This is a genomic window from Rhodococcus sp. NPDC047139, assembly GCF_040643435.1.
Taxonomy (GTDB): domain Bacteria; phylum Actinomycetota; class Actinomycetes; order Mycobacteriales; family Mycobacteriaceae; genus Rhodococcus.
Window position 1 is genome coordinate 101,082 of the sequence record NZ_JBEYUH010000011.1, and the last position, 23,779, is coordinate 124,860.

Genomic DNA, 23,779 nt, shown 5'->3' on the forward strand with positions numbered 1-23,779 from the left:
GACACGACGAAGGATCGGAAAGGGACGCGATGACGATCGACACGAACATCGACGAGCTCCGAAGTATCGCCGCGCAGGGGGCGGCGGAACTCGAGGGCGCTTCGGCACAGGATCTCCTGCGGTGGACCGACGAGACCTTCGGTACCCCCACCACCGACGGCGGACGTAGCGGCTACATCGTCGCGTCCAACATGCAGGACGGTGTCCTCGTCCACCTGGCCGCGCAGCAGCGCCCCGGTGTGGACGTGCTGTTCCTCGACACCGGCTACCACTTCGCCGAGACGCTCGGCACGCGCGACGCGGTGGAGCAGGTGTACGGCGTGAACATCGTCGATGCGCGGGCCCAGCAGTCCGTCGCGGAACAGGATGCCCTGCTCGGCAAGGATCTGTTCGCCCGCGATCCGAACGAGTGCTGCCGCCTACGCAAGGTGGTGCCGCTGAAGGAGAGCCTGAAGGGCTACCGCGCCTGGGTGACCGGCATCCGCCGTGTCGAGGCCCCCACCCGCGCGAACGCACCGCTCGTCTCGTTCGACGAAGCGTTCGGACTGGTGAAGATCAATCCGATCGCCGCATGGTCCGACGAGGACATGCAGAACTACATCGACGAACACGGGATCCTCGTCAATCCCCTCGTCGACGAGGGCTACCCGTCCATCGGGTGCGCCCCGTGCACCACCAAACCACTTCCCGGAGCCGATCCGCGCAGCGGGCGCTGGGCCGGCCGAGCCAAGACCGAATGCGGGTTGCACGCCTCATGACACTCACCGAATTCAATCCCACCGACTCCCGGAAGCTCCTGGACGGCGACCGGTTCGACACGCTGGACGCACTCGAATCGGAGGCGATCCACGTCTTCCGCGAGGTCGCGGGCGAGTTCGAACGTCCGGTCATCCTGTTCTCCGGGGGCAAGGACTCCACGGTCCTGCTGCATCTGGCGATCAAGGCCTTCTGGCCCGCCCCGCTGCCGTTCGCTCTGCTGCACGTCGACACCGGGCACAACCTCCCCGAGGTTCTCGAGTTCCGCGACCACGTGGTGGCGAAGTACAACCTGCGACTGCACGTCGCGAGCGTCGAGGACTATCTCGCCGACGGCCGGCTCACCGAGCGACCCGACGGCATCCGCAACCCGCTGCAGACCGTGCCGCTGCTCGACGCGATCTCGGAGAACCGGTTCGACGCCGTCTTCGGCGGTGGCCGCCGCGACGAGGAGCGTTCGCGCGCCAAGGAGCGGATCTTCTCGCTGCGCAACGCATTCGGCCAGTGGGATCCGAAGCGTCAGCGCCCCGAGCTGTGGAATCTCTACAACGGGCGGCACGCACCCGGTGAGCATGTGCGCGTCTTCCCGCTCAGCAACTTCACCGAGCTCGACATCTGGCGCTATATCGCCCGCGAGAACGTCGAACTGGCGAGCATCTACTACGCGCACGAGCGTCCCGTCTACCGCCGCGACGGCATGTGGATGACGCCGGGTGTCTGGGGCGGTCCCGCCGAGGGCGAAGAGCTCGAGGTGCGTTCGGTGCGCTACCGCACCGTCGGCGACGGGTCGACCACCGGCGCGATCCTGTCCGAGGCCGCCACGAACGACGAGATCCTCGCCGAGGTCGCGGCCTCACGACTGACCGAGCGCGGCGCCACCCGCGGCGACGACCGGGTTTCCGAAGCGGCGATGGAAGACCGCAAGCGAGAGGGCTACTTCTGATCATGAGCGACCTTCACGAGCAGAGCGTGCAGAGCGACACGCAGCTGCTGCGCCTCGCCACCGCCGGTTCGGTCGACGACGGCAAGTCCACCCTGGTGGGCCGGCTGCTCTACGACACCAAGTCGGTGCTCGCCGACCAGATCGATGCCGTCACCCGCGCATCGGTCGACCGCGGCCTCGACACGCCCGACCTGTCGCTGCTCGTCGACGGCCTGCGCGCCGAGCGTGAGCAGGGCATCACCATCGACGTGGCGTACCGCTACTTCGCGACACCGAAGCGCAGTTTCGTCCTGGCCGACACGCCCGGTCACGTCCAGTACACCCGCAACACGGTGTCGGGCGCCTCCACCGCGCAGCTCGTCGTCCTGCTGGTCGACGCGCGCAAGGGTGTCGTCTCGCAGACCCGCAAGCACGCCGCCGTGCTGGCCCTGCTCGGTGTTCCGAAGCTCGTCCTCGCGGTCAACAAGATCGACCTCGTCGAGGATCCGGCGTCGGTGTTCGCGCAGATCTCCGCGGAGTTCGGCGAGCTGACGAGCTCGCTCGGCTGGGCACCCGAGGACGTGCAGGAGATCCCCGTCTCCGCACTGCACGGCGACAACGTGGCGGTGCGCAGCGAGAACACGCCCTACTACGACGGTCCGACCCTCATCGAGCACCTCGAGTCGGTCCCCGTCGACGCCGATGTGCACGGCCGGCACGAGACCGGTCTGCGCTTCCCGGTGCAGTACGTGATCCGGCCCCGCACGGCCGAGTTCCCCGACTACCGCGGCTACGCCGGTCAGGTCGCGGCGGGCTCCGTGCGACCCGGCGACGAGGTCGTCGTACTGCCGTCCGGTGTCCGCACCACCGTCGAGCGCATCGACAGTGCCGACGGAGCATTCGACGTCGCGCACGCGGGGCGGTCGGTGACCCTCGTGCTCGCCGACGACGTCGACGTCTCCCGCGGCGACATCATCGCCACCCCGGAGGCGGCACCCGAGCCGCTGTCCGAGTTCGAGGCCACCGTGTGCTGGCTCGCCGAGAAGCCGCTGCGCCCCGGCGCCCGGTTGCTGCTCAAGCACGGCACCCGCACCACGCAGGCCATCGTCGGGACGATCGACGAGCGGTTCGACGAGCAGAATCTCTCCTCCGTCCCGAGCCCGGACTGCATCGAGCTCAACGAGATCGCGCGCATCACGGTGCGTGTGGCCGAGCCGATCGCCGCCGACGACTACCGCGTCAACCGTCGCAGCGGCAGCTTCCTGCTGATCGATCCGGCCGGAGGCAACACCCTCGCCGCGGGTCTCGTGGGCGACGGACTCGCCGACATCGAGCTCGGGGACCGCGTCCCGGCATGATGCCGCTCGTCGCCGTCGCGCACGGCAGTCGCGACCCGCGGTCCGCGCGGGCCGTGGCTGCCGCGCTCGACACCGTCCGGGCCGAGAACCCCGGCCTGGACGTGCGACTCGCCTTCCTGGACCTGAACACCCCGTCGGTCGGTCGGATCCTCGACGCGCTCGCCGCGGACGGCCATCGGCAGGTCACGGTGGTGCCCCTGCTACTCGGGAGCGCATTCCATGCACGGGTGGACCTGCCCGCCCTGCTGCGCGAGGCGCGGCTGCGCAATCCTCGGCTCGAGGTGCTGTGCTCACCCATCCTGGGCGACGACGAGCGTCTCGTCGCCGCGGCACGCGAGCTGATCACCGCATCGGGGGTGTCCGTGGACGACCCGTCCATCGGCGTCGCGGTGTGTGCGGTGGGATCACGTCGCCCCGAAGCGAACCGGGCGACGGAGCTGGTCGTCCCGCGGATCGTCGCCGGAACGGCCTGGACGAGAGCGTCGGTGTGTTTCGCCACTTCCGCTGAACCGTCGGTGGGCTCGGCCCTCGATGCCCTCTCGCGCAGCGGTGCGAGCGTCCTCGTACTGGCGCCGTGGATGCTCGCTCCCGGATTGCTGTGGGATCGTGCGTGCGCCGCGGCCGAGTCGGTGCCCTACGTGCGGGTCGCGGCCACATTGGCGGATCACGATGCCCTCGCCCGGGTGATCGTCGCGCGCTACACCGAGGCCGTGAACGGTACACGCGTTTCGCGAGCGGCCTGACACTCTCCCGGCGGTGCCGGTGAGAATCCACGCGGCCGTTCACCTTCCTCCTATAGAAACGAGGATCACAGCGTCACTCGACATCCGTGATCCGGGAGGACACCGCGTGCAGAACGAACTCCGTCGCTACATCGATCGGCTCCGCACCGAGGGGTACTCGGTACGCGACGATCACGGCGAGGATCCGGATCTGATCGACATCGAGGGCCGGGCCGTCGACACCTGGCGGGAGAACTATCCGTACGACACCCGGATGGACCGGGCCACCTACGAGGTCGAGAAGTATCTCCTGCAGATCGAACTGCTGAAGTTCCAGTCGTGGGCAAAGGACAACGGATCCAAGCACATCATCGTGTTCGAAGGCCGTGACGCGGCCGGCAAGGGCGGCACGATCAAACGATTCCAGGAGTACATCAACGTCCGGCACGCCCGGACGGTCGCGCTGAACAAGCCCTCGGACCGCGAGCAGGGGCAGTGGTACATGCAGCGTTACATCCAGCACTTCCCCACTGCGGGTGAACTCGTGATGTTCGACCGGTCCTGGTACAACCGCGCCGGGGTGGAGCGGGTCATGGGCTTCTGCAGCGACGACGAGTACGAACGGTTCATGGAACATGTCCCCTTGTTCGAGCAGCTCATCGTGGACGCAGGCATCTCACTGACGAAATTCTGGTTCTCGGTCACCCGGAACGAGCAGCGCACCCGCTTCGCCATCCGGCAGCTCGATCCGGTGCGGCGGTGGAAACTGTCGGAGATGGACCTCGAGTCGCTCGACAAGTGGGACCTCTACACCGAGGCAAAGGAGGAGATGTTCCGTCGCACCGACACCGACCACGCACCGTGGACGACCATCAAGTCCAACGACAAGAAGCGGGCCCGGATCAACGCGATGCGCTTTTTCCTGAACCAGTTCGACTACGACGACAAGGACCGGCAGATCGTCTTCCCGGCCGACCCGAAGATCGTCCAGCGTGGTAAGGACGCCGTCGGCGACTAGCCGGCTCTGCGCCCCGAGTCGGCCGGGGCTGGCGCACACCATGTGATCCGTACCACACTGGACGGTGATGTGAGGAGGCGACATGGCCACAGCCAAGGCCGGTGACGGCATCGTCGTGGGGATCGACGGCTCTGACAGCGCGGTCGATGCCGCTCGCTGGGCCGCCTTCGTCGCGCGGCGGCTCGGCGAGCCGATCGAACTCGTGCACGTGCATTCTCCCGGCTCCGACAACGAAAACGAACAGTCGGAAGCCGTCCTCACCGCCGCCGAAGCCGCGATTCGCGCGGAGGTCGATCCGATCGAGATCCGCCGGTCCACGCCGTCGGGCAAGCCGGACAAGGTGCTCACCGACCTGTCCCGAACAGCACGGATGATCGTCCTCGGCCACACCACCACCACCGAGTGGGAGTCGATGGTCCGGCGATCCGATGTGGTGTCCGTCGCCAACCATGCCGAGTGCCCGGTCGTGACCTGGCGTAGCCGGGACGGTTTCCAGCCACCCGACGGACGTCCGGTCATCGTCGGAGTGGACGGCACCGAACTCAGTGCGTCCGCCGTCGAACATGCCTTCGAGACCGCTGCCGCACTCGAGGCACCGCTTGCCGTGCTCCACACCTGGAGGGAGCAGTCGACGCTCACCTACGGCGAAGGCTCACGCTTCACGGACTGGTCGGCCTATGTCGAATACCGAAAGGACGAGATGCTCGAGAACACGAACGGATACACCGAGCAGTATCCGGACGTAGACGTCTCCTACCGGGTGGAGCGCGGCAAGCCCGACATCGTGCTGCTCGAGGAATCGAAGACCGCCCAACTCGTCGTGGTGGGCAGCCACGGCCGAAGCCCGCTGGCCGCCGCCGTGGTGGGCTCGAGCAGTCAGGGTCTGATCCACCACAGCTGCTGTCCTGTCATGATCTGCAGGGCCCGCCGTCATGCGGCCACGGATGCCGATGCCGAAGCCCGCTGACCCGGCTCACTGCGCGGCGGTACCGAGCGGTTCCACCTCCGATGTACCGGGGGCGTGCGCGTAGACGATGTCGCCGGCTGCGAGGCCCAGATCCTGGGCTTCGCTACGGGTGATCTGCGCTGTGAACTGCTCGCCGGAGGTGGCATCGCGTAGTTCGATCCGGACCTCGAACCCGAGCCGAACCACCCGCTCGACGGTCGCCCGCGTGGCACCGGCAGATCCACCGGACGTGTCGGAGTGCCGGGTGAGCCGGATGTCGTGCGGACGTACCAGCGCACCGTCGAGTTCGGACACCCTCCCCAGGAAGGACATCACGAAGTTGTTCGTCGGCCGGTCGTAGAGTTCCTCGGGCGTTCCGATCTGCTCGATGCGTCCGGCGTTCATCACCGCGATGCGGTCGGCGACGTCGAGCGCCTCCTCTTGGTCGTGGGTCACCAGCACTGTGGTGACGTGGACCTCGTCGTGCAGGCGGCGCAACCAGGTCCGGAGGTCGGAGCGGACCTTCGCATCGAGGGCTCCGAAAGGCTCGTCGAGCAGCAGGACCTGAGGATCGACCGCGAGGGCTCGTGCGAGCGCCATGCGCTGACGCTGACCTCCGGACAGCTGTGCCGGATAGCGTCGCTGGAATCCGCCCAATCCGACGATCTCGAGGAGCTCGTCGACCCGCTTGTCGATCTCCTTCCTGGGCCGTTTGCGGATCTTCAGCCCGAAGGCGACGTTCTCGCGCACCGTCATGTGCTTGAACGCCGCGTAATGCTGGAACACGAAGCCGATGTCCCGTTTCTGCGGAGAGATGTCGGTGACGTCCTTGCCGGCGATGTGGACGGTGCCTGCGTCGAGGGTTTCGAGGCCGGCGATCGAGCGCAGCAAGGTCGACTTTCCCGAGCCCGACGGCCCCAGCAGCGCGGTGAGCGAGCCGGCTGGGATCTCGATGTCGACCTCGTCGAGTGCGGCGAAGCTCCCGTAGTTCTTGCGTGCCCCGGTGACGGTGATCATTCGGTACTCCTCTTCCTGTCCAGCAGGGTCATCAGCAGCAGCACAATCACGGCGATGGCCATGAGCAGGGTCGCTGCGCTGTAGGCGCCGAAGGTGTTGTGGTCGTCGATGTAACGCGCGTGGACGAGCAGCGTCAGCGTCTGCGAAACTCCGGGGAATCCGGACGAGACCATGATGACCGCGCCGAATTCGCCCAACGCGCGCGCGACGGTGAGGACGATGCCGTAGGTCAGCCCCCAGCGGATCGCGGGCAGGGTGATCCGCCGGAAGGTCTGCCAGGTATTCGCGCCGAGGGTCGCCGCGGCCTCCTCCTGTTCCTCGCCGATCTCTCGCAGCACCGGTTCGACCTCGCGCACGACGAACGGCAACGTCACGAAGATGGTCGCGAGGACCATGCCCGGCAACCCGAAGATCACCTTGAAGCCGAGATCCTCGACCGCACCGAACCAGCCGCCGGCCCCCCACAGCATGATCAGCGCGACACCCACGACGATGGGTGAGACCGCGAACGGCAGGTCTACCACCGCCTGCAGCAGCCCTCTGCCGGGGAACCGCCCCCGCACCAGCGCGAGCGCGACGACGATGCCGAACACGACGTTGACGGGTACGACGATCGCGACGATCAGCAGCGACAGATTGAGCGCCGAGATCGCGGCCGGGGTGCTGATCGACTCGGCGAAAGCCACGACACCGTTCTCGAAGGTGCGGTAGAGGATCACGCCGATCGGCACGAGCAACAGCACGAACAGGTACGCGAGCGCGACGAAACGCAGCGACAGCCTGGACACGAGTGACGGCCTCACCGGTCATCCTCCTCTCGGCGCGTTCCGCGGTTCGCGATCGCGCGCAGCACGAACAGCACGACGAACGCGATGAGCAGCAGCGCGACGGAGACTGCGGCGGCGTTGACCGGCCGGTCGATCTCGATCTGCTGCTGGATGTACTGCGACGCCACTTGCGTCTTGTACGGGATGTTGCCACCGATGAGCACGATCGAGCCGTATTCGCCGATCGCCCGGGCGAAGGCCAGTCCGGCGCCCCCGAGGATCGCCGGCGCGAGCACGGGCAGCACAACGGTGCGGAAGATGGTGAAATTGCCGGCACCGAGCGAGGCGGCTGCTTCTTCGACCTCCCTGTCGGTTTCGATGAGCACCGGCTGCACGGAGCGCACGACGAAGGGCAACGTGACGAACGCCAGCGCGACGACCAGGCCCGGCTCGGTCGCGTTGAGTTGCACACCGATCGGGCTCTGCGGTCCGTACAGCGACAGCAGCACGATGCTCGCGACGATCGTGGGCAGGGCGAAGGGGAGATCGATCAGGGCGTTGACGACCTTCTTCCCCGGGAACTCGTCGCGGACGAGAACCCAGGCGATCACCGTGCCCATCACGGCATTGATCACGGCGACGACGAGCGAGACGACCACCGTGATCCGCAAAGTCGCCAGGGCCGCCGGTGCGGTGACCGCCTCGACGAAGGCCCCGAAACCCTCCGAGACGGAGTGGAAGGCCAACGCGGCGAGCGGCAGCAGGACGATCAGGCTCAGCCACAGGGTGGCGACACCGATGCCGAGTGGACCCACCGCGCCGGTGAACATCCGGCGCCGGCGGGTCGGGAGCGCATTCGCCGGTCCGCGAGGCGAACCCGCCGGGGTGGGAGCCGAATCTCCCGCCCCGGCGGCGTGTTTCGAAACAGTCACGTTCGTGCTCTACTTCGTGGCGGTGTCGTAGATCAACGCGATGGTGCCGCTGCCGTCCGCGAACAGCTCCTCGTCGACGGTTTCCCAACCACCGAGATCGTCGATGGTCCAGAGCTTCTCGGGCTGAGGAAATTGCCCGGCGAACTCCTCTGCGACGGCCGGGTCGACGGGACGAAAGCCCGCTTCCGCCCACAACCGTTGTGCCTCCGGGGTGTACAGGAAGTCGTTGAAGGCCTGAGCGACCTCGACGTCCTTCGCGTTCTTCAGCACTGCGGCAGGGTTCTCGATCTTGAATGTGACAGGTGGTGTGACGTGCTCGACGGGATCGCCGTTGCGCTCGATGAACAGCGCTTCGTTCTCGTAGCTCAGCAGCACGTCGCCGGTGCCCTGCAGGAAGGTCTCGGTGGCCTCACGCCCGGACTTGGGCTGCACCTTCACATGATCGGTGACGAGCGCGGTGACGTAGTCGACACCGGCCTGCGGGTCGGCACCACCGTTGCTCTTCGCGGCGTACGGGGCGAGAAGGTTCCACTTGGCCGATCCCGAGCTGAACGGGTTGGGGGTGACGACCTCGACATCCGGACGCAACAGATCGTCCCAGTCCCGGATGTTCTTGGGATTGCCCTCGCGAACGACGATGGTGACGACCGATCCGAACGGAATGCCCTTGTAGGCGTTGTCCTTCCAACGCTCGTCGACGAGACCGGCGTCGACCAGGCGGGTGATGTCGGGTTCGACGGAGAAGTTCACGAAGTTGGCCTCGGCGCCGTCGCGCACCTTGCGGGACTGATCACCGGAGGCGCCGTAGGACTGCTGGAATACGACACCCTCCCCCTCCTCGGTCTGCTCGAATGCCGGGATCACCGAGTCGAAACCGACCTTGGGCACCGCGTACCCGTAGAGGTTGACGGTGCCACCGGATCCGTCGGCGCCGGCCTCCGCGCCGACGTTGTCGCTCGACCCGCCCGCGCACGCGGTCAGGGTGGTCGCAGTGATCGCCGCGAGTGCGACGACGAGACGCTTGCAACGTTTCATGGGACGAGCCTCCTGAGGGGCTGTTCGAAGGGAGAAACGCGAACCGGACGGATCGATCCGACTGGGCGGTCCGGAATCGGACCTCTCCGGATTCGCGAGGATGCGGCACCGCCGGAGCGGAAGAGTGCAGGAGGCGGAACCGTAGAAAAGAAGGGTTCAGCGACAACAGTCGATGTCGGCGACCGAAGGCATGCCCACAGCGATCAACGCCAGTTCATGGCGGATGCGCGGCACTGTGATCGAGGACACGCGGCAGAGACTAGCAGAGGTCGAGGTACGACCGAAATCGATGATTCATGCATCGCGACCCTTCGGCCGCGGTCTTCACAGGGAGAGGAGCCAGGCGACGATTACGATGAGCAGCAGCGCGATGAGCGCCAAGGTCACGCGCGAACGCGGCATGTCAGTAATCCTCCGTCTTCGTGGCGGGCGAGTCCGTCTCACCGCGTCCGAGCAACACGAACACGCCGGCCATCGCCCGATCGAGCAGCCACGCGACCCCGAAGCAGGCCGGCACCAGCACTGCCAGCACCAGGGCCACCTGGGGAACGAAGGACAGGCCCGCGAGCCACAGCTCGAAACCGTCCCACCACGATGCCAATCGATCCATTGCCTACACCCTAATGGGTTGCCCGACCGCGCTGCGATCCACCCGCTCCGCGACGATCATGGAGGGATGGACAACCATCACTCCGCATCGCCGTTGTCGGGGACCCCCTTCCACCGGAGCCCCTTCCCGCCCATCGACGATTACGCATTCCTCTCGGACTGCGAGACCACGTGCCTGGTCGCACGCGACGGCACCGTGGAGTGGATGTGCGTGCCCCGGCCCGACTCTCCTAGTGTGTTCGGGTCGCTGCTGGACCGCAGCGCAGGCCATTTCCGACTCTCACCGCATGATCGCACCGTTCCCGCGGCCCGTCGGTATCTGCCGGGCGGACTGGTGCTCGAGACGACCTGGCAGACGGACACCGGATGGATGATCGTGCGCGACGCACTCGTCATGGCGCCCTGGTACGACGTCGACGAGCGCTCGAGGTCGCACCGGCGTACACCCTCGGACTGGGAGGCCGAGCACATGCTTCTGCGGACGGTCCGCTGCGTCAATGGCACCGTGGATCTGTTCGTCAGTTGTGAGCCGGCCTTCGATTACCACCGCGGCCGAACGGAGTGGCGCTACACCGGCAAGGTGTACGAAGAGGCCACCGCCGTATGCAGGAACGCTCCGGACCAGCACCCGCTGCTGCGCGTGACGACAGATCTACGCCTCGGGATCGAGGATCGCGAGATCCGCGCCCGGCGTCGCCTGAACAAGGGTGACACGGCGTTCGTCGCCCTGTCGTGGTCGGACCGCCCGATGCCTCACACTTTCGACGACGCCGTCACCAAGATGGTCGCCACCCAGGACTACTGGAGGGAGTGGATCACGACGGGACGCTTCCCGGATCACCCGTGGCGTACCTATCTGCAGAGCAGCGCGCTCACGCTCAAAGGACTGACCTACAGCCCGACGGGAGCACTGCTCGCGGCATCGACGGCCTCACTTCCGGAAACCCCTGGTGGAGAGCGTAATTGGGATTACCGATATGCATGGGTGCGGGATTCGACCTTCGCGCTCTGGGGGCTCTACACGCTCGGATTCGATCGCGAGGCCGACGACTTCTTCTCGTTCATCCTCGACGTCTCGCGTGATGAGGACGGAGTCAGGCATCCCCTGCAGGTGATGTACGGGGTGGGAGGCGAACGTGAATTGCCGGAGGCGACCCTCGGCCATCTGAGCGGTTACGACGGCGCCACCCCTGTCCGGATCGGGAACGATGCGTATCATCAACGACAGCACGACATCTGGGGCACACTCCTCGATTCGGTCTATCTGCACGTGAAGTCCCGAGGACATTTCCCCCAGACGTTGTTGCACACCCTGCGTCGCCAGGTCGAGGAGGCATCGGCGAAGTGGCGCGAACCCGATCGTGGCATCTGGGAGGTCCGCGGCGAACCTCAGCATTTCGTGTCGTCGAAGGTGATGTGCTGGGTGGCACTCGATCGCGGTGCGAAACTCGCCGAGTTCCAAGGACGCCCGGACTACGCCAGAAAGTGGGCGGCCATCGCGGACGAGATCAAGGCCGACGTTCTCGAGCACGGTGTCGACGAACGCGGTGTATTCACGCAGCGTTACGGCCATCCTTCGCTCGATGCCTCGGCACTGCTGATCCCGCTGTTGCGGTTTCTGCCCGCGGACGACCCCCGTGTCCGAGCTACCGTGCTGGCAATCGCCGACGAACTCACCGTGGACGGTCTCGTGCTTCGCTACCACGTCGAGACCACCGATGACGGGCTGTCAGGCGAGGAGGGATCGTTCACGATCTGCTCGTTCTGGCTGGTGTCCGCCTTGGTCGAGATCGGCGAGGTCGAGCGGGCGACCGCACTGTGCCAGCGTCTGCTGGACTATGCGAGCCCGCTGAAACTGTATGCGGAGGAGATCGACACGAAGACAGGACGACATCTGGGGAACTTCCCGCAGGCTTTCACACATCTGGCTCTCATCAACGCCGTCGTACACGTCATCAGGGCCGAGCGCGAGATCGGCGCGGGGAACTTTCGGCCGGCGCATCTCGGTCCGTGATCCGCACCCGGGGCGGCAGGTGACGACGGGTTCGGCGCCGGCCTCGTCCTCAGCGGAAGCGCGACAGCAGAGCCTCCGCCTGCTCCGCAATCTCTTGGACGACCTCGCCCGCCGGTCGCTCGGAGCGCACCAACCCGGCTGCCTCGCCCGCGTACACCACCCCGGTCTCGGGATCATCGGCCGTGTACGCCCGAGCGAGAGTCTCTTCGTCGGCGTTGCGATCGTGCCATCTGTCGGTGAACGCGTTGCGCAATGCACGCCCACCCCAGCGGGCCGGCCACGGCTGATGGCGGGCCTTGTCGAACACGTCGGTGTAGACCGTGTCGGCGCTGCTCGCCTCCACGATCCTGGTGCGGGCGTAGTCGGGACCGACCGTCTCGGGACTGGCGAGCAACGCCGTACCCACCAGCGCACCCTCCCCACCGGCGGCGAGCACCGCCGCCAGACCGCGGCCCGAGGCGATCCCTCCCGCAGCGAGAACCGGTAGGGAAGTCGATTCGAGCACTTCCTGCAGCAACGGCAGGGTGCCGATCCTGCCGGTGTGCCCACCTGCCTCGTGCCCCTGAGCGACCACCGCATCGACGCCTGCAGCCTCCACCACTGCCAGGTCGTCGAGCGTGTTGATCTGCGATACGACCAGGGCACCCGCATCGTGGACTCGGCCGACGTACGGCGCGGGATCGCCGAACGAGAGCGTCACCACCTGCGGCCGGTGGGCCAGTACGGCGGTGAGGAGGCTGTCGTCGTCGTCCAGCGACCACGTCATCAACCCGAAACCGAGCGGACCGCCGCCGATCTCGCGTGCGGTGCGAACCTCCCCCTCGATCCAGTCGGCCGTGTTGTACCGGGCGGCACCGATGAGGCCGAGGCCGCCGGCACGCGTCACTTCGCCGGCAAGCCGCCCACCGGCACGGCCCCCCATCGGCGCACCCAGCAGCGGAAGCGAGATTCCGAGTTCACGGGTGAGCCAGGTATCGAGCACGCGAATCCTTCCGGGGACGTACGGCGTCGGACTATTACTTCTTCGGCTTGTCGGAGGACGCCTCGGACGACAACGCGGCTACGAACGCTTCCTGCGGGACGTCCACCCGCCCGATGGTCTTCATCCGCTTCTTGCCCTCCTTCTGCTTCTCGAGCAGCTTGCGCTTACGGCTGATGTCGCCGCCGTAGCACTTGGCGAGCACGTCCTTGCGGATCGCCCGGATATTCTCACGGGCGATGATCTTCGAGCCGATCGCAGCCTGGACGGGGACCTCGAACTGCTGCCGCGGGATGAGTTCCTTGAGCTTGGTCGTCATCTTGTTGCCGTAGGCCGCGGCAGCGTCCTTGTGGACGATCGCACTGAAGGCGTCGACGGCCTCGCCCTGGAGCAGGATGTCGACCTTGACCAGCGCTGCTTCCTGCTCACCGGCCTCCTCGTAGTCCATCGACGCGTAGCCGCGCGTCCGCGACTTCAGCGAATCGAAGAAATCGAAGATGATCTCGGCCATCGGCAGCGTGTAGCGCAGTTCGACACGGGTCTCGGACAGATAATCCATGCCGTTGAGCTCACCGCGCCGCGACTGGCACAGCTCCATGATCGAACCGATGAACTCGCTCGGCGCGATGATGGTGCATTTGACGATCGGTTCGTAGATCTCGCGGGCCTTGCCCTCGGGCCAGTCGGACGGATTCGTCACCACGTGTTCCTGTCCGCCCTCGAGCACGACGCGATAGACGACGTTCGGCGCGGTGGAGATCAGATCGAGGCCGAACTCGCGTTCGAGGCGCTCGCGGGTGATCTCCATGTGCAGCAGGCCGAGGAAGCCGCACCGGAAACCGAAGCCGAGAGCCACCGAGGTCTCGGGTTCGTAGGTGAGGGCGGCGTCGTTGAGTTGCAGCTTGTCGAGCGCGTCGCGCAGTACGGGGTAATCGGAGCCGTCCACCGGATACAGGCCGGAGTAGACCATCGGGCGGGGCTCGCGGTAACCGGTCAGCGGCTCCTGCGCACCGCCCCGCGCGGTCGTGACGGTATCGCCGACCTTCGACTGGCGCACGTCCTTCACGCCGGTGATCAGGTAGCCCACCTCGCCGACCCCGAGCCCGGCCGTGGCCTTCGGTTCGGGCGAGACGATGCCCACCTCGAGCAGTTCGTGGGTCGCGCCCGTCGACATCATCTTGATCTTCTCGCGGGGCACGATCCTGCCGTCCACGACACGCACATAGGTGACGACGCCCCGGTAGGTGTCGTAGACCGAGTCGAAGATCATGGCGCGGGCAGGCGCATCGGGATCACCGACCGGCGCGGGCACCTGGCGGATCACCTCGTCGATGAGTTCGGGGACGCCTTCACCGGTCTTGCCCGAAACACGGAGCACATCCGAGGGCTCGCAGCCGATGATGTTCGCGAGCTCGGCCGCGTACCGGTCGGGATCGGCCGCGGGGAGGTCGATCTTGTTGAGCACCGGGATGATCGTCAGGTCCTTGTCGAGCGCCAGGTAGAGATTGGCGAGGGTCTGCGCTTCGATTCCCTGCGCAGCGTCCACCAGCAGAACCGCACCCTCGCATGCCTCGAGAGCGCGGGACACCTCGTAGGTGAAGTCGACGTGACCGGGCGTATCGATCAGGTGCATCACGTAGTCTTCGCCGTCGACCTTCCACGGCAGGCGCACGTTCTGCGCCTTGATGGTGATTCCCCGCTCGCGCTCGATGTCCATGCGGTCGAGATACTGGGCGCGCATCTGCCGCTCCTCGACCACCCCGGTGAGCTGCAGCATCCGGTCCGCAAGCGTCGACTTTCCGTGGTCGATGTGCGCGATGATGCAGAAGTTCCGGATCTTCGTGGGGTCCGTGAACGTGGTGTCGGCGAAGGTGCTGATGTCGTGCTCCTGACTCGGACTGGCAGCGGCCTGCAGACCGCGGTCACCCTGCAGAATATCCAAGTCGGGCGGCGGCCGGGACGTCGCCTGTGCCCGGTCCGGTTAAGCTCGGCTCTCGTGGCTGGTACATGGAAGAAGTTGGGCAGGCAGCTGGGCCGTCTCGCCGTCGAGCAGGGCCCGAAGGTCTACCGGCAGTTGCAGCAGTCCGGAGCACTCGACAAGGCACGAACCGCACTGGGCGGAGCCACACAGCCCGGCACTGCGAGTGGTTCGGGCGAAGGCCGCGCACCCGGGCCGGCTTCGCGTCCCGCAGGTACGAAAGGTCCGGTACCCGGCCGGCCGGTGGCCTCGCGCACGAGCCCGACCGCACAGCGCGCCCGCCGGCTCGAGTACTCCCCCGACCTGGACGGCCGCGCCGATCCCGGTGAGATCGTGTGGACCTGGGTGGCCTACGAGGACGATCCGACGCAGGGCAAGGATCGCCCGGTGCTCGTCGTGGGACGCGACGACTCGACACTCCTCGGACTGATGTTGTCGTCGAACTCCGATCGTGACGGCGACCGCGACTGGCTCGGGATCGGCTCCGGCCGGTGGGATGCGGAGAACCGCCCCAGTTGGGTGCGACTCGATCGCGTGCTCGATGTCCCCGAGGACGGCATCCGCCGCGAGGGTGCGATCCTTCCCCGCGCGCGCTTCGATCAGGTCGCAGCCCGGCTCCGCAACGATTTCGGCTGGAGCTGATCCGGGCCGGCGGGGATCAGTTCTCGGGGATCACGACGGCCTGAGCCCGTATCGCCGCCCGAAGAGGAAGACGTACACGAAGGCTCCGATCGCACCACCGATGAGCGGGAACACGATGAACGCCCACAGCTGGCCCAGCGCCCCGTTCTGGTAGAAGGCGACGGCGAGACTGCGTGCAGGGTTGACGGACGTGTTGTCGATGGGGATCGCGATCAGGTGGATGACCCCCAGGGTGAACCCGATCGCGATGCCCGCGATGGGCACGTCGGCGATCTGGTCGGTCGCCGAGAGAACGACGAAGACCAGCAATGCTGTGAGCAGGACCTCGACGACGATCGTGGCCCCGAGACCGTAGCCGTTCTGGAGGACACCGCCGAGGGGGCCGCGGACGGCCGACGGACTGTGCGCGCCCCATCCGTTGGCCCCGAGACCGTCCGCAGCACGGTCGTAGGCGGGCAGCGACGACGCGACGGCGAAGATCGCGATGCCGGCGACGAGCCCTCCGGCGATCTGCGCGAGCCAGTAGCCCACGGCACGCACGGGTGTGACGTAGCCGGTGATGAGCCGCGCGAGGGTCACGGCCGGGTTCACGTGACAGCCCGAGATCGGGCCGATCGTGTACACCAGGAACAGCAGGGTCAGACCGAACGCCAGCGCCACACCGAGTTGTCCCACATAGGTGCCGGCGAACACCGCGGTACCCACCGCGGAGAACACCAGCACGAACGTCCCGAGCGCCTCGGCCGCGTATTTCCGGAGATCCGAGAATTCCTCGGGTTCGCTGATCTCGAGCGAGGTCTCGCGCTCGGGAGGCGGGGCGGATGGGACGATGTCGTCGTCGCGTGTGGCTCCGACGTCGGAAGTGTCTTCACGGTGGGGTTCCATGACTCACCTCTGAGCGTTGCGGCTCCGCAGCAGCGGAACCTCGCGGATTGCGCTCTCGCCAACGGACGATACGGAGACCGGGCGGTCTCCGCGGCGAAACCGTCGTACCGGCCCGAAAAGGGCTACTTGCCCGCACCGGTTTGGGTTTCGCACCCGGTTCTTGGTACTGTTGCCAGTCGGTGCCCTCACGCACCCAGAGCTTTCAGACCAGCTACCAGCAAGACGACAGGATTTTACGCGTGGCCAACATCAAGTCCCAGGTGAAGCGGATTCGCACCAACGAGCGCAACCGACTCCGGAATCAGTCGGTGAAGTCGTCCCTGCGCACGGCGATCCGTTCCTTCCGCGAGGCCGCGGCAGCCGGCGACAAGGACAAGGTCAACGAGCTCCTCGTCGCCACCAGCCGCCAGCTCGACAAGGCAGCCAGCAAGGGTGTCATCCACCCGAACCAGGCAGCCAACAAGAAGTCTGCCCTCGCGAAGCTCGCGAACAAGCTCTGAGCTGATCGCTCCGAGGTAGTAGACGCAGGCTCTGCTTCCGAAGGCCGCACCCATCGTCGGGTGCGGCCTTCGTCGTATCGGGCCGACTCGGGTGCTCGGCGGCCCCTGGACGCCCGGCGCGGGGTCAGCCGGCCATCTGCGAGATGACCCGCACCGCGTGCTCGAGCGCATAGTCGGGATCGGCCGCCGCTCCCTTGACGTCGGCGTTGAGCGCGGCGACCACTGTGAGCGCGGTACCGATGGAAGCCGGTGCCCACGTGCGGGCCTGAGCCTGGGCCTTCTTCACCTTCCACGGCGGCATGCCGAGCGACGACGCGAGCGAGAACGGGTCGCCTCGACCGGCCGAACCGACGCGCGCGATGGTATGGACGGCATCGGCGAGGGCATCGGCGAGCAGGACGTGTGCGACGCCGCGATGCATCGCCCACCGCAGCGCTTCGAGCGCACCGGCGGTGTCGCCGGCAACGGCCTTGTCGGCCACGTCGAATCCCGACACTTCGGCCTTGCCCGAGTAGTAGCGCCGCACCGCGGCGGCATCGATCTTGCCGCCGGTGTCGGCCACGAGCTGGCTGCATGCGGCCGCCAGCTCGCGAAGGTCGGAGCCCACCGCTTCGATGACGAGCTGTTCGACGTCCCCCGAGACCCGCACACCCGCTGCCTGGAACTCCTTGTGGACGAACGTCCGCACCCAGGTGGCCTTCTCCCCCGCCTTTGCGGGCGCGGCACACGCATGTTCCTCCGCACCGCACTTGCGCAGCGCGGGCACCATCGTTTTCGTGCGACCGCCGCCGCTGTGCAGTACGACCAGCGTCACCCCCGGGGGCAGGTCGGACGCGACCTCGAGTATCAGTGCCGCTGCGTCTTTTCCGGCGTCCGCGGTGGATTCGAGAATCACGATGCGTTCCTCGGCGAACAGCGAGGGACTCAGCACCTCGGCGAGCTCGGGCACACCTGCATCGCCGGCGCGGAGCCGGGAGACGGGGAGATCGGCCGGGGACCCGCTACGGGACCGGACGTCGGACACGATACTCGCGACAGCGCGGTCGACTAGCAGTTCTTCTTCACCGAGGACCAGATGCAGGGACGCGTCGCTCACGGTTCGATCGTGCCACGCACCTCCGACACCACCGCGAGCGCCCCGGAGCCCGCGCGGACCACGGCGACGTCGCCGTGCAGATCCGTGCGCAGCACACGCGCTCCCGAATCGTCCAGTACCGAGACGATCTCGGGATGCGGATGCCCGAACAGGTTGTCGCGTCCGGCGCTGATCACCGCGACCCGCGGACGCACCGCCTCCAGGAATCGCGCCGGTGTGGTGCGAGAGCCGTGGTGCGGCACCTTCAGCACGTCCGCGCGCACATCGATGCCGGATCGCACGAGCGCATCGAGCGCGGCTTCCTCGGCATCACCCGGCAGCAGGATGCGGCCGACGGGCGTCTCGACGATCAACACGAGCGACTCGTCGTTCGCGGAGCGGCCCGCCCCGTGCTCGGTGGGTCCGACCACCCGAAGGTCCAGGTCGCCGGCGTGCAAAACCGCACCGGCACGCACTTCCCGGACCATGACACCGCGGTCGGCCGCAGCACGCAGAGCGTCGATCCCCCCGTCACGCGCGGCAGCGCCCGGTCCGATCAGCACGATCCCGACCGCCCGCCCGTCGAGAGCGCCTCTTATGCCACCAGCGTGGTCGGCGTCCGGATGCGACAACACGAGTGCCACGATCTCGCGAATCCGCAACCTGCGCAGGCACCGATCGATCGGTTCCGGCTCGACGCCGGTGTCGATCACGACGGCGCGCCCGCCTCCGGCGGAGAGTGCAAGCGCATCTCCCTGGCCGACATCGCATGCCACCAGCACCCAGTCGGAGCCGGGCCAAACGGGCATCAGGACACGCATCGGCCACCACCCGGATGCAGCTGCCACCGTGATCACCAGAGCCGCGACCCGCGACCGCCGATGACGGGCCAGCGACCATGCCGCACCCACCAGGCCGGCCGCGACCAGGGCGCCGGTCGGCCCGTCGGGTACCTCCAGTTCGGCCGACGGCAACGACGCGGCACGGTCCGCCACGGTGATCAGCCACCACAGGAGCGGTCCGGTGCCGCGCGCGAGCACCTCGCCCGCCCACGGCAGGACGGACGCGGCGACGGCGACCAGCGAGCCGAGGACGGTCAGGGGCGCGAGTACCGGCGCGACGAGAACGTTCGCACCGACCGAGACCACGCTGACCGTCCCACTCACCGCCGCGACGAGAGGTGCGGTGACCGCGAATGCGACCAGCGACACGGCCGTGATCTCCGCGACAGGGCGCGGCCACCCGCGCCGCGTGAGTCGCTCCACGACGGGCGGAGCGACGACGATCAGGGCCGCCGTCGCCGACACCGAGAGCGCGAACCCGACGTCGACGGCCAGATCGGGCATCAGTACGAGCAACCCGCCCACCGCGGCACACAAGGCAGGAAGTGCCTGGCGCTCACGGCCCGTCACGAACGCCAGCAGCCCGATCGACCCCATCGCCGCGGCGCGTACCACGCTCGCCGACGGGCGGACCACGATGACGAAGGCGATGAGAGCCGTTGCCGCGAGGCCTGTTCCGGACCGCGGCCCGAGTCCCGCCGCACGCACCAGCAGCAGTACCGCTCCCAGCACGATACTGACGTTGGCGCCGGACACGGCGGTGAGGTGCGTCAGTCCTGCCACCCGGAAGTCTTCGCGGACATCGTCGGTGAGCGCTCGGGTGTCCCCGACCACCAGACCTGGTAACAAGCCGGCCCTGTCGGCGGGAAGCACCGCCGAGCCTGCCTGTTCCAGGCGCTCGCGGACCGTGCCCGCCCACCGCTGCCAGACCGGCGGCGCGCCCACCGCCGTCGGCGCGGTCTCCGCGCGGAGCATCGCCAACGTGGTGCCCGGACCGGCATGCGGCGCCAGGCGCACACGAGCCGCGACCGACTGCCCCGGAAGAAGATCGCCCCATGATTCGGCAGGCGCGAACACCACCACCGATCCCCCGGTGCTCATCGCTCGTCCGCGAACGGTGACCTGTTCGAGGCGTGCCGCCAGGCGCACCCGCGGGGTGTCGTCGAACGACGCCGCCCGGATGCGGCGCGGATCGTCGGTCGGGACGAGAACGACAGTGGCCCAGGCTCCTTCTTCTGCTGCCGCGGAAACAGGATGGTGCTCCACCGCCCACATCCGTGCCGCCGTGGCCGGTGCGAATCCCGCGACGACGGCCAGCGTCGCGATCACGAACCACACACCGGGCCACCGCCGGACGCGGCCGGTCACCGCGAGCCCGATCGTCCCCGCGCAGGCGACGACGGCCACGACCGCCACGCCGGCCACGATGCGCCATCCGGTGTACAACCCGAGGAGAGTCACCGACCACGCGGCCGCGGCGCACGGCACCAGTCGCGCATCGAGAACCGGTGCAGCTGCCGGATCTCCGTACTGCGAGTTCACACCGTCACCAGTTCGCGGAGCCTGGCCAGGCGCGCCGGTCCGATCCCGTCTACTTCGCCGAGTTGCTCGACGTCCCTGAACGATCCGTTCGCCTCTCGCCACGCAACGATCGCCGCGGCCGTCACCGGCCCGACGCCGGGCAGCGCGTCCAGAGCGGACTCGTCCGCGTCGTTGAGATCGAGCAAACCGTTCGCACCGGGAGGCGCGGAATCGCCCCCTTGCGCACCCACGATTCCACTTTCGTGCGGAACAGGTTGGGGCGGAACAACTCCTACGAGGATCTGATCGCCGTCGGCCACGCGGCGAGCGAGGTTCAGTCCGATGAGATCGGCACCTTCGGCAGCACCACCGGCCGCCTCGAGGGCATCGGCGACGCGCGCCCCCGGTTCCAACCGCACGAGTCCGGGACGCGCCACCGCTCCCACGACACTGACAACGGTCTCCGCGACCTCCTGTTGCGTTGCCGCCGAGGATTCGACGGGTTCCACCACTTCTACCCGCGGAAGGGGCGGAACCGGCTCCGGGACGGGCCGGTCGCGCAGGACGACCACGAGTGCCACTGCCGCTGCGAGCACTCCGACCAGTGCGAGTGCGGCGGTTCCCCGCCGTCCTGTGTCCCATCGCGCCGTCCTCAACCGGTCGACGAGCCGATCGGAGTCGGCTCCGGATCGCGCGCGGCCGTCGTCGACGGCCGGATCCGGCCATCGCTCGTCGCCCACCCACGGTGGTTCCTCCGGCATCCCCGCCGTGGGGCGCGTGATCGCGCCGAGCCGGGTGCGCGCGAGATCACCGTGGTCACTGCTCGCCATGCCGCGACGCTAACGGGGTTCGCGGTGAGCGGATTCTGCGTTCTCGGGCGATCGGCCCGGACTGTGGATGAATCCCGCCCCTGGGGATGAAGGTCCGTACCGGCCCCGGAGTGGCGGGATACGATCGGGGACGTGGTGTAGGGGTTCAGCTCCCGGATTCGCCGACGGTGCCGGTTGCGCTCGACGCGACGACAACACCGACGGCACCCGGCCCCACGTGTGCGCCGAGAACTGCGTCGAGTTCGGACACGACGATCTCGGTGCCCTCCGGAAGACGCGAGGCGAGCTGGTCGGCGAGGCTGCGCGCGCGGTCCGCGGCGCCGCGGTGGTGCACCGCGACGAGCGGCGCGTCGCCGGCCTCCGCGACAGCTCCGTCCACCAGCTTCGCCATGGCTTTGGTCATCGTTCGCGTCTTCTCCCGCAGGACGAGCTTGCCGTCCGAGATGTGCAGCACGGGTTTCATCGCGAGTGCAGTGCCCAACAATGCTGTGGCCGTGCTGATCCGGCCACCCCGGCGCAGATGGTCGAGCCGGTCCACGACGAGGAGGGTCCGTGCCGACGCCGCGACCTCCACTGCCCGGTCGTACACTCGCGTCAGATCAGCCCCGGTCCGAGCTGCGCGCACGGCTTCGAGAACAGCGAAGCCCGAACCCATTGCGGTGTTGTGCGAGTCGACGAGCCGGATACGGTCACCCAGCGACTCTGCTGCGTGCCGTGCGGCATCCCACGTACCGGACAACAGACGTGAGAGATGCACGGCGACGACACCGTCGCCGCGACTCGCCGCGAGTGCTTCGGTGTAGACATCCGTGAGTTCCGCAGGGGACGGCCCCGAGGTGGTCACGGTCGACAGGTCCTCGGGCAACTCGTCGACACCTTCGCGGAGGTCGCGTCCGTCCGCGATGATGTGCAAGGGCACGACGCGGATCTCGTACCGACGAACCAGTTCGGGATCGATACAACTCGACGAATCTGTGACGACGACGACGGACACGACGCCTACCGTATGCCCTCCACCGGGACTTCCGCATCCCGGTGCACGATCCGAACGGCCTCTCCGACGGAGGCCGCGACACGACGGTGTCCTTCCCAACCCCAGTGGATCCCGTCGGGGTTCGCATCGTCGGAGAAGACGTTCTCGCGCACCGCTTCCGCAAGATCGACCAGGGGGACCGACTTCTCGGCTGCCCATGCGGTGATCGCGCGAGCCGCGGGGAGACGGCCGCGGTGGACCGACCGGTACTGCTCGCTGCGGTGCACCGAAGGCAGGGTGCCGATGACGGGTAGGTCGGGACGCATGTACGCCAGTGCGTCCCTGATCGTTTCCAGGTATTCGACACTGACTCGTGGCGGCAGTGCGACGGGACGCCCGAGCGGCGACAGCCTCGGTTGCAGCCATCCGTAAGCGGTGCGCGCCGCACGACGCAGGGCCGGTGGGCGGAGGTAGCGCAATCCTTCCCGCAAAGCGGTGGGCAACGGCGACGGCAGCGTGTCCATACCGCCCACGGCCAGTACGACGGCGCCGGCATGCGGGATCGCGGCCCACACTCGTGGGTCCTGGGTCATCGCCCACCACGCGTCGCGCGTGGTCCAGCCGATGCGAGCGACGAGTTCGACGTCCCACCCGAGTTCCGCCGCGACCAGGTTGGGCCAGATCTGCGGATGGTCGGCGGGCAGGCCGCCCTTCGGGCCGTAGTAGCTCAGCGAGTCTCCGATCACCAGCAGAACCGGACGCCGCGGACCGGCCCCGCCCTCGGCCGGCACCGGTTCAGAGGACGTCATCGGGCGCCACCGTGGCCGACGCGTTCCATACGTCGAGGCGCCACGACGGCACCTCGCCGTACCCGCTGAGCTGCACCCAGCCTGTGTTGCCGAGGCCACCGAGGACGGGCCACCGGTCTACCGGCAGATCGAGCAGTGCCGCGGTGAGCGCAGCGATCAGGCCGCCGTGTGCGACCAGCACGATGGGCCGCTCCCCCCAGTTCTCGTACTTGTCGAGCAGTTCGCCGACGACGACCGTGCTGCGACGGGCCACATCCACGCGGCTCTCACCTCCCGGTGGCGCCCAGGTCGCGTCCGCGCGCCATGCGCTTCGCGCCCCCGGGGCGAGTGCGTCGACTTCGGTGTGTGTCAGCCCCTGCCAGTCACCGAGGTGCGTCTCCCGCAGCCGAGTGTCGATCGCGACGGACAGTCCGACGCGGTCACCGAGCGCAGTCGCCGTGTCGTAGGCCCGGCGCAGATCCGACGAGACGACGGCGAGCGGATCGAATCGGGCGATCACCTCGGCGACGGCGAGCGCCTGCCGTCGACCGAGTTCCGACAGGTCCGTATCGAGCTGGCCCTGCATCCGCCGGGTCGCGTTGTACTCGGTCTGACCGTGACGCAGCAGCACCAACTGCCGCACACGGGGGTTCTGCATCCCCGGTTCCGG

24 protein-coding genes are annotated in these 23,779 nt (G+C 67.8%); 9 read left to right on the top strand and 15 right to left on the bottom strand.

Going from position 1 to position 23,779, the window contains the following annotated elements; translation table 11 throughout:
* The first annotated feature begins 29 nt into the window (after positions 1-29).
* The 6 genes from ABZ789_RS15565 to ABZ789_RS15590 all read left to right on the top strand — a co-directional run bounded on the left by ABZ789_RS15565 (position 30) and on the right by ABZ789_RS15590 (position 5,743).
* Positions 30-758: a phosphoadenylyl-sulfate reductase gene (locus ABZ789_RS15565; protein WP_358425144.1), complete on the top strand. Its 729-nt coding sequence runs from the start codon at positions 30-32 to the stop codon at positions 756-758.
* The gene (gene cysD, locus ABZ789_RS15570; RefSeq protein WP_358425146.1) at positions 755-1,699 is read left to right on the top strand and encodes a sulfate adenylyltransferase subunit CysD; all 945 of its coding nucleotides are present in this window, start codon (positions 755-757) and stop codon (positions 1,697-1,699) included. The genes ABZ789_RS15565 and cysD overlap by 4 nt, the downstream gene beginning before the upstream one ends.
* Before the next feature lie 2 nt (positions 1,700-1,701).
* The gene (locus ABZ789_RS15575; protein ID WP_358425148.1) at positions 1,702-3,036 is read left to right on the top strand and encodes a GTP-binding protein; all 1,335 of its coding nucleotides are present in this window, start codon (positions 1,702-1,704) and stop codon (positions 3,034-3,036) included.
* Positions 3,033-3,779 (top strand): sirohydrochlorin chelatase, encoded by a 747-nt coding sequence (locus ABZ789_RS15580; RefSeq protein WP_358425150.1) that lies wholly within the window; start codon positions 3,033-3,035, stop codon positions 3,777-3,779. Before ABZ789_RS15575 ends, ABZ789_RS15580 begins: the two co-directional genes overlap by 4 nt.
* Before the next feature lie 106 nt (positions 3,780-3,885).
* Entirely contained in the window at positions 3,886-4,776 is an 891-nt protein-coding gene (gene ppk2 / locus ABZ789_RS15585; RefSeq protein WP_358425151.1) for a polyphosphate kinase 2, read from the top strand.
* An 82-nt stretch (positions 4,777-4,858) separates the two neighbouring features.
* On the top strand, positions 4,859-5,743 hold the full coding sequence (locus ABZ789_RS15590) for a universal stress protein (RefSeq protein WP_358425153.1): 885 nt from the start codon (positions 4,859-4,861) through the stop codon (positions 5,741-5,743).
* A 6-nt stretch (positions 5,744-5,749) separates the two neighbouring features.
* Here the strand turns inward: ABZ789_RS15590 and ABZ789_RS15595 are convergent, their stop codons facing one another.
* From ABZ789_RS15595 to ABZ789_RS15620, 6 genes are all read right to left on the bottom strand, one after another.
* On the bottom strand, positions 5,750-6,739 hold the full coding sequence (locus ABZ789_RS15595; protein WP_358425155.1) for a TOBE-like domain-containing protein: 990 nt from the start codon (positions 6,737-6,739) through the stop codon (positions 5,750-5,752).
* Positions 6,736-7,542 (bottom strand): sulfate ABC transporter permease subunit CysW, encoded by an 807-nt coding sequence (gene cysW / locus ABZ789_RS15600; protein ID WP_358425157.1) that lies wholly within the window; start codon positions 7,540-7,542, stop codon positions 6,736-6,738. Before cysW ends, ABZ789_RS15595 begins: the two co-directional genes overlap by 4 nt.
* A complete protein-coding gene (gene cysT, locus ABZ789_RS15605; protein WP_358425238.1) occupies positions 7,539-8,336 on the bottom strand; it encodes a sulfate ABC transporter permease subunit CysT in 798 nt (265 codons plus the stop codon). The genes cysW and cysT overlap by 4 nt, the downstream gene beginning before the upstream one ends.
* Positions 8,337-8,447: 111 nt before the next feature.
* On the bottom strand, positions 8,448-9,473 hold the full coding sequence (locus ABZ789_RS15610) for a sulfate ABC transporter substrate-binding protein (protein WP_358425159.1): 1,026 nt from the start codon (positions 9,471-9,473) through the stop codon (positions 8,448-8,450).
* A 156-nt stretch (positions 9,474-9,629) separates the two neighbouring features.
* Entirely contained in the window at positions 9,630-9,722 is a 93-nt protein-coding gene (locus ABZ789_RS15615) for an Ms4533A family Cys-rich leader peptide (protein WP_358425161.1), read from the bottom strand.
* 154 nt (positions 9,723-9,876) lie between these two features.
* Positions 9,877-10,083, bottom strand: coding sequence for a hypothetical protein (locus ABZ789_RS15620; RefSeq protein WP_358425163.1), 207 nt, complete (start codon positions 10,081-10,083; stop codon positions 9,877-9,879).
* Positions 10,084-10,149: 66 nt separating this feature from the next.
* Here ABZ789_RS15620 and ABZ789_RS15625 point away from each other — a divergent pair, with 66 nt between their 5' ends.
* Complete coding sequence (locus ABZ789_RS15625) at positions 10,150-12,096, top strand: glycoside hydrolase family 15 protein (RefSeq protein ID WP_358425165.1); 1,947 nt, start codon at positions 10,150-10,152, stop codon at positions 12,094-12,096.
* Positions 12,097-12,145: 49 nt separating this feature from the next.
* On the opposite strand, the gene ABZ789_RS15630 is transcribed toward ABZ789_RS15625, so the two are convergent.
* Complete coding sequence (locus tag ABZ789_RS15630) at positions 12,146-13,078, bottom strand: nitronate monooxygenase (protein ID WP_358425167.1); 933 nt, start codon at positions 13,076-13,078, stop codon at positions 12,146-12,148.
* 34 nt (positions 13,079-13,112) lie between these two features.
* Positions 13,113-15,008 (bottom strand): translation elongation factor 4, encoded by a 1,896-nt coding sequence (gene lepA, locus ABZ789_RS15635; protein WP_358425239.1) that lies wholly within the window; start codon positions 15,006-15,008, stop codon positions 13,113-13,115.
* A 63-nt stretch (positions 15,009-15,071) separates the two neighbouring features.
* Between lepA and ABZ789_RS15640 the strand changes: the two genes are divergently transcribed.
* Entirely contained in the window at positions 15,072-15,695 is a 624-nt protein-coding gene (locus ABZ789_RS15640; protein ID WP_358425169.1) for a type II toxin-antitoxin system PemK/MazF family toxin, read from the top strand.
* Positions 15,696-15,725: 30 nt separating this feature from the next.
* Here ABZ789_RS15640 and ABZ789_RS15645 read toward each other — a convergent pair whose 3' ends face one another.
* The gene (locus tag ABZ789_RS15645) at positions 15,726-16,580 is read right to left on the bottom strand and encodes an aquaporin (RefSeq protein ID WP_358425171.1); all 855 of its coding nucleotides are present in this window, start codon (positions 16,578-16,580) and stop codon (positions 15,726-15,728) included.
* Positions 16,581-16,819: 239 nt separating this feature from the next.
* Here ABZ789_RS15645 and rpsT point away from each other — a divergent pair, with 239 nt between their 5' ends.
* Positions 16,820-17,080, top strand: a complete 261-nt coding sequence (gene rpsT / locus ABZ789_RS15650) for a 30S ribosomal protein S20 (protein ID WP_006554505.1) — start codon at positions 16,820-16,822, stop codon at positions 17,078-17,080.
* A 124-nt stretch (positions 17,081-17,204) separates the two neighbouring features.
* Here rpsT and holA read toward each other — a convergent pair whose 3' ends face one another.
* The 6 genes from holA to ABZ789_RS15680 all read right to left on the bottom strand — a co-directional run bounded on the left by holA (position 17,205) and on the right by ABZ789_RS15680 (position 23,767).
* Positions 17,205-18,176 carry a DNA polymerase III subunit delta gene (gene holA / locus ABZ789_RS15655; RefSeq protein WP_358425173.1) on the bottom strand — a complete coding sequence of 324 codons (972 nt, stop codon included), beginning with the start codon at positions 18,174-18,176 and terminating at the stop codon, positions 17,205-17,207.
* A complete protein-coding gene (locus ABZ789_RS15660) occupies positions 18,173-20,539 on the bottom strand; it encodes a DNA internalization-related competence protein ComEC/Rec2 (RefSeq protein ID WP_358425175.1) in 2,367 nt (788 codons plus the stop codon). Before ABZ789_RS15660 ends, holA begins: the two co-directional genes overlap by 4 nt.
* Entirely contained in the window at positions 20,536-21,348 is an 813-nt protein-coding gene (locus tag ABZ789_RS15665) for a ComEA family DNA-binding protein (protein WP_358425177.1), read from the bottom strand. The genes ABZ789_RS15660 and ABZ789_RS15665 overlap by 4 nt, the downstream gene beginning before the upstream one ends.
* Before the next feature lie 145 nt (positions 21,349-21,493).
* Positions 21,494-22,342: a DegV family protein gene (locus tag ABZ789_RS15670; RefSeq protein ID WP_358425179.1), complete on the bottom strand. Its 849-nt coding sequence runs from the start codon at positions 22,340-22,342 to the stop codon at positions 21,494-21,496.
* Between the two features lie 5 nt (positions 22,343-22,347).
* Positions 22,348-23,130, bottom strand: coding sequence for a diglucosylglycerate octanoyltransferase (octT, locus tag ABZ789_RS15675; RefSeq protein WP_358425181.1), 783 nt, complete (start codon positions 23,128-23,130; stop codon positions 22,348-22,350).
* Positions 23,117-23,767, bottom strand: a complete 651-nt coding sequence (locus ABZ789_RS15680) for a histidine phosphatase family protein (protein WP_358425183.1) — start codon at positions 23,765-23,767, stop codon at positions 23,117-23,119. The genes octT and ABZ789_RS15680 overlap by 14 nt, the downstream gene beginning before the upstream one ends.
* Positions 23,768-23,779: the final 12 nt, after the last annotated feature.

Coding starts and splice junctions, on each gene's coding strand:
- ABZ789_RS15620 (WP_358425163.1), bottom strand. CDS start 10,083: ATGGATCGATTGGCATCGTGGTGGGACGGTTTCGAGCTGTGGCTCGCG.
- cysD (WP_358425146.1), top strand. CDS start 755: ATGACACTCACCGAATTCAATCCCACCGACTCCCGGAAGCTCCTGGAC.
- ABZ789_RS15595 (WP_358425155.1), bottom strand. CDS start 6,739: ATGATCACCGTCACCGGGGCACGCAAGAACTACGGGAGCTTCGCCGCA.
- ABZ789_RS15590 (WP_358425153.1), top strand. CDS start 4,859: ATGGCCACAGCCAAGGCCGGTGACGGCATCGTCGTGGGGATCGACGGC.
- ABZ789_RS15580 (WP_358425150.1), top strand. CDS start 3,033: ATGATGCCGCTCGTCGCCGTCGCGCACGGCAGTCGCGACCCGCGGTCC.
- ABZ789_RS15565 (WP_358425144.1), top strand. CDS start 30: ATGACGATCGACACGAACATCGACGAGCTCCGAAGTATCGCCGCGCAG.
- ABZ789_RS15645 (WP_358425171.1), bottom strand. CDS start 16,580: ATGGAACCCCACCGTGAAGACACTTCCGACGTCGGAGCCACACGCGAC.
- octT (WP_358425181.1), bottom strand. CDS start 23,130: ATGACGTCCTCTGAACCGGTGCCGGCCGAGGGCGGGGCCGGTCCGCGG.
- ABZ789_RS15575 (WP_358425148.1), top strand. CDS start 1,702: ATGAGCGACCTTCACGAGCAGAGCGTGCAGAGCGACACGCAGCTGCTG.
- ABZ789_RS15625 (WP_358425165.1), top strand. CDS start 10,150: ATGGACAACCATCACTCCGCATCGCCGTTGTCGGGGACCCCCTTCCAC.
- ABZ789_RS15610 (WP_358425159.1), bottom strand. CDS start 9,473: ATGAAACGTTGCAAGCGTCTCGTCGTCGCACTCGCGGCGATCACTGCG.
- ABZ789_RS15680 (WP_358425183.1), bottom strand. CDS start 23,767: ATGCAGAACCCCCGTGTGCGGCAGTTGGTGCTGCTGCGTCACGGTCAG.
- cysT (WP_358425238.1), bottom strand. CDS start 8,336: ATGTTCACCGGCGCGGTGGGTCCACTCGGCATCGGTGTCGCCACCCTG.
- ABZ789_RS15665 (WP_358425177.1), bottom strand. CDS start 21,348: ATGGCGAGCAGTGACCACGGTGATCTCGCGCGCACCCGGCTCGGCGCG.